Below are 12,505 nucleotides of genomic sequence, written 5' to 3'. Positions count from 1 at the left end.
GGCCACCGTCACCCGCCGTGGCGCTCCTGGGCGGCCATCACCTCGTCGCCGTGCTCGAAGGCCCACGCGCCGAACGTGTCGATCGGACCGAGCAAGGTCCGTCCCAGGCCAGTGAGTTCGTAGCTGATCCGGGCCGGGGCGCCGTCCTCGACGCGTCGCTCCACCAGGCCGTTGAACTCCAGCCGCCGCAGCGTCTCGGTGAGGACCTTGGAACTGATGCCGCCGATGTGCTCCCGGAGTTCGCCGTGGCGGCTCGGGCCCCGGCGCAGGGACCAGAGCACCACGGCGTTCCAGGTGTTCGAGAGCAGGTCGAAGGCGAGGCGGGCGCGGCAGTCGGCCAGATAGGCGTCGGAAGTCACGTACCAGATGGTGCCCGACCGCCCTCCTAATGTCGTTCCCGAGGCGCCGAGAACCGGCGCGGAGAGGGGACGGACGATGCGGATCGGAGTACTGGGCACGGGCGCCATGGCGGACGCCCTGGCCACCCAATGGGTACGGGCGGGACACCGGGTCCTCGTCGGGGGCCGCGACGAGACGAAGGCACGGCACCTGGCGGGCCGCCTGGGCGGCGGCACCGGGTACGGCGGCCTGCGCGCGGCGGCGGGCTTCGGCGACGTGGTCCTCGCCGCGCTGCCGTACGGGGCGGGGGAGACGGTCGTCGGCGAGCTGCGGGTGCCCCTGGCCGGGAAGGTGCTGCTCGACTGCTCCAACCCGGTGGGAGCCGGCTTCCGGCTGCTGACGGACGGTGGCCCCTCGGCCGCGCGCCGCCTCGCGGACGCCGCGCCCGGCGCACGGGTCGTCAAGGCCTTCAACCTGTGCCACGAGGACGTGTGGAGGATGGACCCTCCCGTCTTCGACGGGGAGCGTCTCGCCGTTCCGGTGTGCGGTGACGACGACACCGCGCTCGCGCTCGTACGGCGGCTGGTGCGGGACGCGGGCTGCGCACCGCTGACCGGGGGAGGCCTCGACAGGGCGGGACTCCTGGAGGCGACGGCCGCGCTCTTCATCGGCCTGTGGGTGGGGGAGCACGCGGACGTCCGGGCGATGGCGCCGCCGCTGGCGTTCGCGGCGGGGCCGGCGGAAGCGCCGTCGGGCGCCCTGGGCCCGTCCGGCACCGCCTAGGGGGTGTCCATGGGCCGATCGGCCGAGGCGCGGCGCGCCTCGGCCGTACGGGCGGGCACCGGTGCAGGATCGGTGGTGCGGCGCCCTCGGACGGTGCCCGACATCGCCACGGCGCGACATGACAGGAGCCAGGAGTGACCACGCGACTCAACCCCTACCTCAGCTTCTCCGGCGACGCGAAGCAGGCCCTGGAGTTCTACAAGCAGGTCCTCGGGGGCACCCTCGACCTCAACACGTACGGCGGGTTCGGCGCCGAGGCGCCCCCCGGATACGCCGACAAGATCATGCACGGCATGCTGGAGACGCCCAGCGGCTTCACGCTGATGGCCGCCGACAATCCGCCGGGCACGGAGCAGACCCCGGGGGGCGGCTTCGCGGTGAGCCTGAGCGGCGACGACGCCGACGAGCTGCGCGGCTACTGGGACGGGCTGTCCGACGGCAGCACCGTCGCCGTCCCCCTGGAGAAGCAGATGTGGGGCGATGTGTTCGGCATGTGCACGGACAGGTTCGGCGTCACGTGGATGGTCAACATCACCGAGCGGAGCTGACCGGCTCGCGCTCCGCCTACGGGTTCGTGTCCGGGCCCGTGTCCGCCTCCACCGCCACCGTGCGGGCCCAGCGGTAGTCCGCCTTGCCGCTGGGGGAGCGCTGGATGCGGTCGGTGAGGACCAGCTGGCGCGGAACCTTGTACCCCGCCAGGCGGGGACGGCAGTGGGTCTGCAGGGTCTCCAGGTCCAGCGGCGGCGCGTCCGCGCGGAGCTGCACGACCGCGGCGACGTGGTTGCCCCAACGGGCGTCGGGCACTCCGGCGACCAGCGCGTCGTACACGTCGGGGTGGGACTTCAGGGCCTGCTCCACCTCCTCCGGATAGACCTTCTCGCCGCCCGTGTTGATGCACTGGGAGCCGCGCCCGAGGACGGTCACCACCCCGGTCTCGTCCACGGTCGCCATGTCGCCGAGGAGTACCCACCGGACGCCGTCCCGTTCGAAGAACGTCTCGGCGGTCTTCTCCGGGTCGTTGTAGTAGCCGAGCGGCACGTGGCCGCGCTGGGCCAGTCGGCCGATCTCGCCGGGGGCGACGGGGACGCGGGTCGCCGGGTCGACGACCTGGGTGCGTTCGTTGACGTGCAGCCGGAAGCCCCGGGCCGGCCCGGAGTCGTCGGTGGCGCGGCCGTTGGAACCGGACTCGGTCGAGCCGAAGTTGTTGAGGAGCAGGACGTTCGGCATCAGCTCCTGGAGCTGGGCCCGTACGGTCTCGGACATGATCGCCCCGGACGAGGACAGGCTGAACAGGGCGGAGAGGTCCGTGTCCTTCAGCGGCCCGCGCAGCGCGTCCACGAGGGGTCGCAGCATCGCGTCCCCGACCAGGGAGATGCTGGAGACCTTCTCCTTCTCCAGGGTGCGGAGGACCTCCTCCGGGACGTACTTGCGGTGCAGGACGACCCGCTGGCCGTAGTTGAAGGCGATGAACGCGGTCAGCGTGGACGTGCCGTGCATCAGCGGCGGCGCGGGGAAGAAGGTGATGCCGGAGCCGCCGGCGGCGACCCGCTCGGCCAGCTCCTCGGGGCGCTTCACCGCCTCGCCCGAGGGGTCCCCGCCGAACAGCCCGGCGAAGAACAGGTCCTCCTGGCGCCACAGGACGCCCTTGGGCATCCCGGTCGTGCCACCGGTGTAGATGATGAAGAGGTCGTCGGCCGAGCGCGGCCCGAAGCCCCGCGCGGGTGAACCGGCGGCCTCGGCCTCGGTGTACGGGACGCAGTCCAGGTTTGCGGCTCCCCCGGGCGGGGTCCCCACCCGCACGAGGTGCCGCAGCTTCTCCGTCTGCGGCAGTGCCGCCGCGACCCGGTCGGTGAACTCGGCGTCGAAGACGAGTGCGGCCAGGTCGGCGTCCCGGTAGAGGTAGACGAGCTCCTCCTCCACGTACCGGTAGTTCACGTTGACCGGCACGATCCGTGCCTTGAGGCAGGCGAGGACGGTCTGCAGGTACTCGATGCCGTTGTACAGGTGGAGGCCGAGGTGTTCGCCGGGCCGGATGCCCGCGTCGACGAGGTGGTGCGCGATCCGGTTGGCGGCTTCGTCGAGCTCGGCGTAGGTGAGCCGACGCTCCTCGCCCGTCCCCGGATGGTCGACGTACACCAGCGCCTCGCGGTCGGGGACCGCGTCGACGACCGATTCGAACAGGTCGGCAAGGTTGTACTCCACCGTTCCTCCTGACCCCGGTTCGCACTGACTCGGCGGTCATTAGAGCGCCGACCGGCGACAGGGGGAAGGGGGTGCGCAGAAGAATCTGACTGAGTGTCAGAAAACTATTGAACTGGACCCCCGGCTACTGCAACCTGTTCCAGAACTGGAGACGGGAGACCCCATGGGTGGCACTGGTGGCACCGAACACCTCGGCGTACGGCGCGAAGGCGCCACGCTCGTCCTCACCTTGAACCGGCCCGAGGCAAAGAACGCCCTCTCACTGCCGATGCTCGTCGGCCTCTACGACGGCTGGCTGGAGGCCGACGCCGACGACGGCATCCGCTCCGTCGTCCTCACCGGCGCGGGCGGCTCCTTCTGCGCCGGCATGGACCTCAAGGCCCTGGCCGGCAAGGGGATGGAGGGCGAGCGGTACCGGGACCGGCTCAAGGCCGACCCGGACCTGCACTGGAAGGCGATGCTGCGCCACCACCGCCCCCGCAAACCCGTCATCGCCGCGGTGGAGGGCTACTGCGTAGCGGGCGGCACCGAGATCCTCCAGGGCACCGACATCCGCGTCGCGGCCGCCTCGGCGACCTTCGGACTCTTCGAGGTACGGCGCGGGCTCTTCCCGATCGGCGGCTCCACGGTCCGCCTGCCCCGGCAGATCGCCCGGACCCACGCCCTCGAAATGCTCCTCACGGGCCGCCCGTACCCGGCGGAGGAGGCCGCCCGGATCGGACTCGTCGGCCGGGTCGTCCCCGACGGCACCGCCCTCGACGCGGCCCTCGACATCGCCGAGCGGATCAACGCGTGCGGGCCGCTGGCCGTCGAGGCGGTGAAGGCGTCCGTGTACGAGACCGCCGAGATGACGGAGACGGAGGGGCTGGCCGCCGAACTGAAGCGGGGGTGGCCGATCTTCGACACGGCGGACGCGAAGGAGGGGGCGAGGGCGTTCGCGGAGAAGCGGCCGCCGGAGTACCGACGGGAGTGAGCCTCCCCCACCCCACCCCACCCCGCCCCTTCCCGAACCGGGGCGCCGCCCCGGACCCCGGTCCTCACACGCCGGACCACCGGCCACCAAGGAGCCCGCCCCATGACCGTCACCCCGCCCCCTGAAATCCTCCGCGCACCCCTCGTCGTCGAATTCCCCTTCACCCGCTCCCTCGGCCCCGTCCAGTCCGCCTTCCTCACCGGCCTCCGCGAGCGGACCGTCCTCGGCGTCCGCACCGAGACCGGTGAGGTCCTCGTCCCGCCCGTCGAGTACGACCCCGCCACCGCCGCCGAGCTCCGCGACCTCGTCGAGGTGGGCGCCACCGGCACGGTCACCACCTGGGCCTGGAACCCCGCGCCCCGCCCCGCGCAGCCCCTCGCGACCCCCTTCGCCTGGGTCCTCGTCCGCCTCGACGGCGCGGACACCGCCCTCCTGCACGCCCTCGACGCCCCCGGCCCCGAAGCCGTCCGCACCGGCATGCGGGTCCGGATCCGCTGGGCCGCCGAACGGTCCGGTGCCATCACGGACATCGCGTGCTTCGAGCCGTACGACAGCGATCCACAGACCGAACCGGGCGCCCACGACGGCCGGTTCGCCGACCCCGTCACCGGCATCGTCGCCGCCGCCCGCCTCGACTACACCTACAGCCCCGGCCGCGCCCAGACCCGCTACCTGCACGCCCTCGGCGAGCGCAGGACCGTCGGCGAGCGCTGCCCCTCCTGCGCCAAGGTGTACGTGCCGCCCCGCGGCGCCTGCCCCACCTGCGGAGTCGCCACCACCGACCGCGTCGAGGTCGGGCCGAGCGGCACCGTCACCACGTACTGCATCGTCAACATCAAGGCGAAGAACCTCGACATCGAGGTGCCGTACGTCTACGCCCACATCGCCCTCGACGGCGCCGGGCTCGCCCTCCACGGCCGCATCGGCGGCATCCCGTACGACCAGGTCCGTATGGGCCTGCGCGTCGAACCCGTGTGGAGCGAGGACGGCCGCTACCCCGACCACTACCGGCCCACCGGCGAGCCCGACGCCGACTACGACACCTACAAGGAGCTGCTGTGACGCCGCACCGGCCGGACCGAGAGGTGGCGATCGTCGCCTTCGCCCAGAGCGACCACCGCCGTCGCACCGACGACCTCTCCGAGGTCGAGATGGTCATGCCCGTCCTGCACGAGGTCCTGCGGCAGACCGGCCTCAAGACCTCCGACATCGGCTTCACCTGCTCCGGCTCCTCCGACTACCTGGCCGGCCGTGCCTTCTCCTTCACGATGGCCCTCGACGGCGTCGGCGCCTGGCCGCCGATCTCCGAGTCCCACGTCGAGACGGACGGCGCCTGGGCGCTGTACGAGGCCTGGGTGAAGCTCCTCACCGGCGAGGCCGACACCGCCCTCGTCTACTCCTACGGGAAGTCCTCGCCCGGCTCCGTCCGCGACGTCCTCACCCGCCAGCTCGACCCGTACTACCTGGCCCCGCTCTGGCCGGACTCGGTCGCCCTCGCCGCACTCCAGGCGCAGGCGCTCGTCGACGCGGGAGCCACCGACGAACCCGCCCTCGCCGCGATCGCCGGCCGCAGCCGCGAGGACGCCACCGCGAACCCCCACGCCCAGCTGCCCGGCGTCCGCCCCCAGGGCGAGTACGTCGTCCAGCCCCTGCGCACCGGAGACTGCCCGCCCATCGGCGACGGCGCCGCCGCCGTGATCCTCGCCGTCGGCGACCGGGCTCGCGAACTCTGCGCCCGCCCCGCCTGGATCCGGGGCATGGACCACCGCATCGAGGCCCACTCCCTCGGCGTCCGCGACCTCACCGACTCGCCCTCCACCCGCCTCGCCGCCGAACGCGCCGGAGCCTTCGAGGCGCCCGTCGACACCGCCGAACTCCACGCGCCCTTCACCTCCCAGGAGGTCGTCCTGCGCCGGGCCCTCGACCTCGACGAGAGCGTGAGGATCAACCCGTCCGGCGGAGCGCTCGCGGCCAACCCCGTCATGGCCGCCGGCCTCATCCGGCTCGGCGAGGCCGCCGCCCGCATCCACCGGGGCGACTCCGACCGCGCCCTCGCCCACGCCACCTCAGGGCCCTGCCTCCAGCAGAACCTGGTCGCCGTCCTGGAAGGAGAGCCGCATGTCCGGTAAGGCCATGGCATCGAAGGAGCCCGTCGCCGTCGTCGGCATAGGGCAGACCAAGCACGTCGCCGCACGCGGGGACGTGTCGATCGCCGGACTCGTCCGCGAGGCCGCCGTCCGCGCCCTGGAGGACGCGGAGCTCACCTGGGCGGACATCGACGCCGTCGTCATCGGCAAGGCGCCCGACTTCTTCGAGGGCGTGATGATGCCGGAGCTGTACCTCGCCGACGCGCTCGGCGCGGTCGGCAAGCCCATGCTCCGGGTGCACACGGCGGGATCCGTCGGCGGCTCCACCGCGCTCGTCGCCGCCAACCTGGTCGCCGCCCGCGTCCACCGGACCGTCCTCACCGTGGCCTTCGAGAAGCAGTCCGAGTCCAACGCCATGTGGGGCCTCTCCCTGCCCGTGCCCTTCCAGCAGCCCCTGCTCGCCGGAGCCGGCGGCTTCTTCGCCCCGCACGTGCGCGCGTACATGCGGCGGACCGGCGCGCCCGACACGATCGGCTCCCTCGTCGCGTACAAGGACCGGCGCAACGCGCTCAAGAACCCGTACGCCCATCTCCACGAGCACGACCTCACCCTGGAGAAGGTGCAGGCCTCCCCGATGCTCTGGGACCCGATCCGCTACTCCGAGACCTGCCCCTCGTCGGACGGCGCCTGCGCGATGATCCTCACCGACCGCGCGGGCGCGACCCGTTCGCCCCGCCCGCCCGCCTGGGTGCACGGCGGCGCGATGCGCAGCGAACCGACGCTGTTCGCGGGCAAGGACTTCGTCTCGCCGCAGGCCGGTCGGGACTGCGCCGCCGACGTCTACCGGCAGGCCGGCATCACCGACCCCCGGCGGGAGATCGACGCCGTCGAGATGTACGTGCCGTTCTCCTGGTACGAGCCGATGTGGCTGGAGAACCTCGGCTTCGCGGAGGAGGGCGAGGGCTGGAAGCTCACCGAGGCCGGAGTGACCGAACTCGACGGCGACCTGCCCGTGAACCCCTCCGGCGGGGTGCTCTCCACCAACCCCATCGGAGCCTCCGGGATGATCCGCTTCGCCGAGGCCGCCCTCCAGGTGCGGGGCGAGGCGGGCGAGCACCAGGTCGACGGCGCGCACCGGGCCCTCGGGCACGCCTACGGAGGCGGCGCCCAGTTCTTCTCCATGTGGCTCGTGGGAGACACCCCGCCCACCGGATGAGCCGCGCCGCCGGGCCGGGCGCCTACCCTGGCGCCCATGAACGCGGAACGTGATCTGACCCGGCTGCTCGCCGGGATGCGGCCGGAACTCGACCCCGGCCGCTACGTCTTCACCACGGTGGACGGCCCCGCCCCGGCCGGGGTCGCCCCGGTGGTCACCGTCGCCGAGGACGAGGGGCTCACCCTCGTCGTACGCCAGGAGGAGGCGGACTCCGCCGCCCTCCCGTACGACTACGTGGCGGGCCGGATCACGCTGCGCGTGCACTCCGCACTCGACGCCGTCGGGCTGACGGCCGCCGTCGCCGGCGCGCTGGCCGGGGCGGGACTCAGCTGCAACGTGGTGGCGGGCTTCCACCACGACCACCTCTTCGTGGAGCGCGCGCGCGCGGAGGAGGCGCTGGCCGTGCTCGAAGGGCTCGCGGAACGCGGCATCGGCGACGCTCGGGGCCGCCCCTAGGGCAGGGCGCGGGCCGCAGGGGCGAGGCCGTCGAGTACCAGACGTCCGGTTCCGCCTCCACGGCCCGGGGCGGCGGGTCGTCCAGTCCGCCGACACCGGCCTGACCATGACGGAAGCGGCCTCGACGCCCCCGACGAAGGTGCCCCCCACCACGCTGCGCCGAGGCGAATATGCCATGTGCGACACGACGGGATTTTGCTTGGCCGTTTGACCGCCCCAGCTCACTCCTTCGGGCGTACGCTGGGGTTTTCGTGGGGCTTCCCGCTCGGCACTCCTGACCGTGCGCCGGGCGCGCGCCCCCTGTGTGGGGGTGGAACGTGGCACGTCAGGACGGCGGGTCGGCCCGTCAGGGAGTCGGCCTCTTCGAGCGCGAGGCCGCGCTCGCCGCTGCCGAGGAGGCGCTCGACCTCCTGACAGGTCTGGCGGACGAGCCGTTGTGGCCGGTCGTCGTGCCCTCACCCCGCGAGACGCGGGGACCGCACCTGGTGGCCGTCCCCACCGGGACCTCCGTCCAGGACGCCGATCCGGCGACCGGCCCGCTGTCCACGCCGCCCGAGGACGACCTGGTCGCCGACGGCAGGACCGGCCTCCGTCCCGTGCCCGACCACGGCCCCGCGTCGCCGCCGGCGCACCGGGCCGGCCCCGGTTCCGTGTTCACCTCCGCGGCCGACGAGGGCGCCGCGACCTCCGCGCGCTCCCAGGTCGTCCGCCGCGGCGGCATACTCGCCTACGCCGCTCCCGCCGGCCTCGGGAAGACCACCCTCCTCGCCGAGATCCGGCGCCGCGCCGGTGCCCGCGGCTGCACGGTGCTCTCCGCGCGCGGCGGCGACCAGGAACAGCGGGTCGCGTTCCACGTCGCCCGCCAGCTCCTCCAGCCGCAGCTGGCCCACGCCACCGACGCCGAACTGCGCGAACGCCTCGGCTCCTGGTACGACATCGTCGGCCCCGCCCTCGGGCTCCGCGCCTCCGCCGAAGGCTCGCCGCCCGACCCGCAGGGTCTGCGCGACGGACTCGACTGGGTCCTCACCCATCTCGCCGTACGCCGCGCGCCCCTCGTCGTCGTCCTGGACGACGTCCACTGGGCCGACCCCGAATCCCTCGGCTGGCTCGCCGCGTTCGCCCCGCGCGCCGAGGAACTGCCCATGCTCCTCGTCGTCGCCTACCGCCCCGACGAACTCCCCGCCGAGGGGGTCGAGTTCACCGGACGCAGGTCCGGCCAGCGCCCCCTCGACCTCGCCCCGCTCACCTCGTCCGCCGTCGCCCGGCTCGTCCGCGACCGCGTCGGCGCCCACGCCGACGACAGCTTCTGCCGCGACTTCTGGTCCGTCACCGCGGGCAACCCCTTCGAGGCGGTCGAACTCGCCGCCAAGGTCCGCGACCAGGGCCTCGAACCCACCGCCGACGGAGCCCACGAACTCCCCGACCTCTCCGCCGCCCTCAAGGGCAGCGGCCTCGTCACCCGGCTCGAACGGCTCGGACCCGCCACCGTCCGCCTCGCCTGGGCCTGCGCCGTCCTAGGCACCGAGATCTCACCCCAGCTCGCGGGCGCCGTCGCCGGTCTCGGCGGCGAGGCCGTCGCCGACTGCGCCGCCCGGCTCCGTGAGGCACGCGTCCTCGCCGAGGCCGAACAGGCCGACGATCCGCTCCAGTTCGTCCACCCGCTCATCGCGAGCACCGTCTACCGGTCCATCCCGGACGCCACCCGCGTCGCCCTGCACGGCCAGGCCGCCTGGTGCGTCGTCGACGCCGGGCTCGGCCCGACGGCGGCCGCCCGCCATCTCCTGGAGACCCACCCCGAGGGCGACCCCTGGGTCGTCGGCCAGCTGCGCGCCGCCGCCGGCGAGAACCTCCGCGCCGGAGCCCCCGACGCGGCCCGCCGCTTCCTCGCCCGCGCCCTGCGCGAGCCGCCCGCGGCCGACGACCGGGCCGCCGTCCTCTTCGAACTCGGCTGCTCCTCGCTCCTCACCGAGCCCGCCACCACCGTGAACCATCTGCGGGCCGCCCTGGAGGAGCCGGTCAGCGACCCGGCGCTCCGCCACGGCATCGTCTACCGCCTCGCCCAGGTCCTCGCCCACAGCGACCGGCTCGTCGAGGCCTCCGAGCTGCTCGGCGAGGAGGCCCGGATCGCTACCGACGCCCGCAGCCGACTCCGGATGCAGGCCGAGAAGTTCATGTGGGACGCCCTGCGCGCCGACGAACCGGAATCGCCCGCCCGGTCCCGGCGCCTCGCGGCGCTCGCGGACCGGCTCACCGGCCGCGACGTCACCGAGCGGTACATCATCGGACTCCGCGCCTGGGACGCCACCCTGCGCGCCGAACCCGCCTCCCTCGCCCTCAAGGAGGCCGAACGCGCCCTCGAAGGCGGCTTCACCTGGGCCGACGAGAGCCGGGGCTTCGAGGTGCCGGTCCTCGTGGCCCTGCTCCACCTCTACGCCGACCGGCCCGGCCGCGCCGAGGAACTCTTCGCCGCCGGGACCGCCGAATTCGAGAAGCAGGGCTGGCGCGGGGCGCACCTGGCCTTCGCGTACACCCTCATCGGCTACATCCGCTTCCGGCGCGGCCGGCTGATGGAGGCCGAGGACTTCGCCCGCGCCGGACTCCGCCTCGCCGAGCGCGTCGGCGCCCGCACCCCTGCCCTCTGGTACGCCACCGGCGTCATGATCGAGGTCCTCATCGCCCGCGGCCGTACGGAGGAGGCCGTGCTGGTCGCCCGTGAGCACGACTTCGGCGAACCGTTCCCCGCCGCCGTCACCATCCCCGACTGCGAGACCGTCCACGCCGAACTGCTGCTCGCCACCGGCCGCACCCAGGAGGCCGCCGAGGAGCTGGCCGCCGTCGGCAGGCGCCTCGACCCGCGGGGCAAGCGCAACCCCTCCTGCTGCCCCTGGCAGCTCCACCTCGCGCTCGCCGAGGCGGCGACCTCCCCGTCGAAGGCCCTCGCCACCGCCCACGAGGCCGTCGCCCGCGCCCGCCAGTACGGGGCGCCCTCCGCGATCGGCCAGGCGCTCCGCGTGACCGCCGAGGTGTCGGAGCCCGCTGATCGCGTGAAGCTCCTGGAGGAGTCCGTCGACTGGCTCGACCAGTCACCCGCCGCGTACGAGCTGGCCCGCTCCCTCGTCGCCCTCGGCGCGGCCCTCCGGCGCACCGAGCGCGCCGTGGAGGCCGCCGAGCATCTCTACCGGGGTCTCGAGGCCGCCCAGGACTGCGGCGCCGACGCCCTCGTGGAGGTGGCCCGCGCCGAGCTCGCGGCGGCCGGACTCCGCCCGCGGGCGCTCCACCCGGCGGGCACGGACACGCTCACCGCCCGTGAGCGCGCCGCCGCCGACCTCACCGTCCGCGACCAGGACGCGGCCGCGATTCTCGGCGTCGACGCCACCACCGTGGCCCGGCTCCTCTCGGCCGTCTACCGCAAGCTCGGAACCGACCGCACGGGCCTCGCGCAGGCCCTCAGGAACACCGGACGGGAGCCCCGGGACCTCGCCGGACAGGACTGACCCCCCGGAGCCGCCCGGCGCGTCGCATCGCGCGCCGGGGCACGTACCATGGCCGTATGTCCTTCCTCCGCCGCCGCAGCGCCGCCACTCCCGCGGGCCCGGACTTCGATGTCCTGGCCATGGACCCGGGGGACTGGCCCGGTAACCTCGGCGCCGGCCTGCTGCCCGCCCCCGACGGCTCCTGCCAGGGCGTCTTCCTCCGGTACGACCTGTTCGGCGGCCGAGGCCCCGCGATGATCATCGGCAACCTGCCCGAGGGATCCCCGGCGCGGGAGCTGGCCGACGGCCAGATCCCCTTCGAGGTGGCCCAGCTCCTCGCCGCTCTCGAGAACGACGAGCCGGTCGAGGTCCTCGACACCGAGGACGTCCCCGTGATGCAGGGCGACAACCTGCTGATCGTCCGTCGCCTCAAGCTCTCCGAGAGCCGCATCTCCTGCGTCCAGTTCGACCGCAGCGACAACGTCCTCGTCACGATCGCCAGTTGGGACCGGCCGATCACCGACGACCTGTACGCGCTGCTCAAGCCGCTGTCCGCCGAGCTGTTCCAGCAGGGCTGACGGGGGGAGCGGGGGCCGATGAGCGCACGCGTCGACAGCTGGATCTGGGCGGTCCGCCTCACCAAGACCCGTGCCCAGGCCGCCGCGGCCTGCCGGGCCGGACACGTCAAGGTCAACGGCGAACGCGCCAAGCCCGCCCAGGCGGTGAAGCCCGGCGACGAGGTCCGGGTCTTCCACGGCGGGCGGGAACGGATCGTCGAGGTCAAGGAACTCCACACCAAGCGGGTCGGTCCGCCGGTCGCCGTCGAGGCGTACGTGGACAACAGCCCGCCCCCGCCGCCGCGCGAGCACGTGGCCGTCGCCGCCGTACGGGACCGGGGCGCCGGACGCCCCACCAAGCGGGACCGCCGCGAACTCGACGAGCTGCGCGGCCGGCACAGCTGATCGCCGGAGCGTGG

The 12,505-nt window shown here is 73.8% G+C and carries 12 protein-coding genes; 10 read left to right on the top strand and 2 right to left on the bottom strand.

Annotated features, from left to right (window positions below; translation table 11 throughout):
- Positions 1 to 8 precede the first annotated feature (8 nt).
- Positions 9 to 359, bottom strand: a complete 351-nt coding sequence (locus ACFQ79_RS02950) for a winged helix-turn-helix transcriptional regulator (RefSeq protein WP_383579047.1) — start codon at positions 357 to 359, stop codon at positions 9 to 11.
- Positions 360 to 435: 76 nt separating this feature from the next.
- Here ACFQ79_RS02950 and ACFQ79_RS02945 point away from each other — a divergent pair, with 76 nt between their 5' ends.
- Together ACFQ79_RS02945 and ACFQ79_RS02940 are read left to right on the top strand one after the other, a co-directional pair.
- Positions 436 to 1,122 carry an NADPH-dependent F420 reductase gene (locus ACFQ79_RS02945; protein WP_383579046.1) on the top strand — a complete coding sequence of 229 codons (687 nt, stop codon included), beginning with the start codon at positions 436 to 438 and terminating at the stop codon, positions 1,120 to 1,122.
- Positions 1,123 to 1,256: 134 nt separating this feature from the next.
- Positions 1,257 to 1,670, top strand: a complete 414-nt coding sequence (locus ACFQ79_RS02940) for a VOC family protein (RefSeq protein WP_383579045.1) — start codon at positions 1,257 to 1,259, stop codon at positions 1,668 to 1,670.
- Between the two features lie 16 nt (positions 1,671 to 1,686).
- Here ACFQ79_RS02940 and ACFQ79_RS02935 read toward each other — a convergent pair whose 3' ends face one another.
- Positions 1,687 to 3,324: an acyl-CoA synthetase gene (locus tag ACFQ79_RS02935; protein ID WP_383579044.1), complete on the bottom strand. Its 1,638-nt coding sequence runs from the start codon at positions 3,322 to 3,324 to the stop codon at positions 1,687 to 1,689.
- A 163-nt stretch (positions 3,325 to 3,487) separates the two neighbouring features.
- Here ACFQ79_RS02935 and ACFQ79_RS02930 point away from each other — a divergent pair, with 163 nt between their 5' ends.
- From ACFQ79_RS02930 to ACFQ79_RS02895, 8 genes are all read left to right on the top strand, one after another.
- Positions 3,488 to 4,297, top strand: coding sequence for a crotonase/enoyl-CoA hydratase family protein (locus tag ACFQ79_RS02930; protein WP_383579043.1), 810 nt, complete (start codon positions 3,488 to 3,490; stop codon positions 4,295 to 4,297).
- Between the two features lie 102 nt (positions 4,298 to 4,399).
- Positions 4,400 to 5,359 (top strand): Zn-ribbon domain-containing OB-fold protein, encoded by a 960-nt coding sequence (locus tag ACFQ79_RS02925; protein ID WP_383579042.1) that lies wholly within the window; start codon positions 4,400 to 4,402, stop codon positions 5,357 to 5,359.
- Positions 5,356 to 6,426 carry a thiolase domain-containing protein gene (locus ACFQ79_RS02920; protein ID WP_383579041.1) on the top strand — a complete coding sequence of 357 codons (1,071 nt, stop codon included), beginning with the start codon at positions 5,356 to 5,358 and terminating at the stop codon, positions 6,424 to 6,426. The genes ACFQ79_RS02925 and ACFQ79_RS02920 overlap by 4 nt, the downstream gene beginning before the upstream one ends.
- Positions 6,416 to 7,600 (top strand): thiolase domain-containing protein, encoded by a 1,185-nt coding sequence (locus ACFQ79_RS02915; protein WP_383579040.1) that lies wholly within the window; start codon positions 6,416 to 6,418, stop codon positions 7,598 to 7,600. Before ACFQ79_RS02920 ends, ACFQ79_RS02915 begins: the two co-directional genes overlap by 11 nt.
- Positions 7,601 to 7,636: 36 nt before the next feature.
- Positions 7,637 to 8,056 carry an ACT domain-containing protein gene (locus tag ACFQ79_RS02910; protein WP_383579039.1) on the top strand — a complete coding sequence of 140 codons (420 nt, stop codon included), beginning with the start codon at positions 7,637 to 7,639 and terminating at the stop codon, positions 8,054 to 8,056.
- 650 nt (positions 8,057 to 8,706) lie between these two features.
- Positions 8,707 to 11,550: an ATP-binding protein gene (locus tag ACFQ79_RS02905; protein WP_383579105.1), complete on the top strand. Its 2,844-nt coding sequence runs from the start codon at positions 8,707 to 8,709 to the stop codon at positions 11,548 to 11,550.
- A gap of 56 nt (positions 11,551 to 11,606) precedes the next feature.
- Entirely contained in the window at positions 11,607 to 12,107 is a 501-nt protein-coding gene (locus ACFQ79_RS02900) for a hypothetical protein (protein ID WP_383579038.1), read from the top strand.
- An 18-nt stretch (positions 12,108 to 12,125) separates the two neighbouring features.
- On the top strand, positions 12,126 to 12,491 hold the full coding sequence (locus tag ACFQ79_RS02895) for an RNA-binding S4 domain-containing protein (RefSeq protein ID WP_030314775.1): 366 nt from the start codon (positions 12,126 to 12,128) through the stop codon (positions 12,489 to 12,491).
- Positions 12,492 to 12,505: the final 14 nt, after the last annotated feature.

The sequence above is a fragment of the Streptomyces sp. NPDC056480 genome (assembly GCF_042795405.1).
Taxonomy (GTDB): domain Bacteria; phylum Actinomycetota; class Actinomycetes; order Streptomycetales; family Streptomycetaceae; genus Streptomyces.
This window is presented reverse-complemented; position numbering and strand designations above follow the sequence as displayed.

What these genes read in the sequence shown, in the direction of transcription:
- ACFQ79_RS02945 (WP_383579046.1), top strand. Translation starts at nt 436, where the DNA reads ATGCGGATCGGAGTACTGGGCACGGGCGCCATGGCGGACGCCCTGGCC.
- ACFQ79_RS02930 (WP_383579043.1), top strand. Translation starts at nt 3,488, where the DNA reads ATGGGTGGCACTGGTGGCACCGAACACCTCGGCGTACGGCGCGAAGGC.
- ACFQ79_RS02925 (WP_383579042.1), top strand. Translation starts at nt 4,400, where the DNA reads ATGACCGTCACCCCGCCCCCTGAAATCCTCCGCGCACCCCTCGTCGTC.
- ACFQ79_RS02915 (WP_383579040.1), top strand. Translation starts at nt 6,416, where the DNA reads ATGTCCGGTAAGGCCATGGCATCGAAGGAGCCCGTCGCCGTCGTCGGC.
- ACFQ79_RS02910 (WP_383579039.1), top strand. Translation starts at nt 7,637, where the DNA reads ATGAACGCGGAACGTGATCTGACCCGGCTGCTCGCCGGGATGCGGCCG.
- ACFQ79_RS02900 (WP_383579038.1), top strand. Translation starts at nt 11,607, where the DNA reads ATGTCCTTCCTCCGCCGCCGCAGCGCCGCCACTCCCGCGGGCCCGGAC.
- ACFQ79_RS02895 (WP_030314775.1), top strand. Translation starts at nt 12,126, where the DNA reads ATGAGCGCACGCGTCGACAGCTGGATCTGGGCGGTCCGCCTCACCAAG.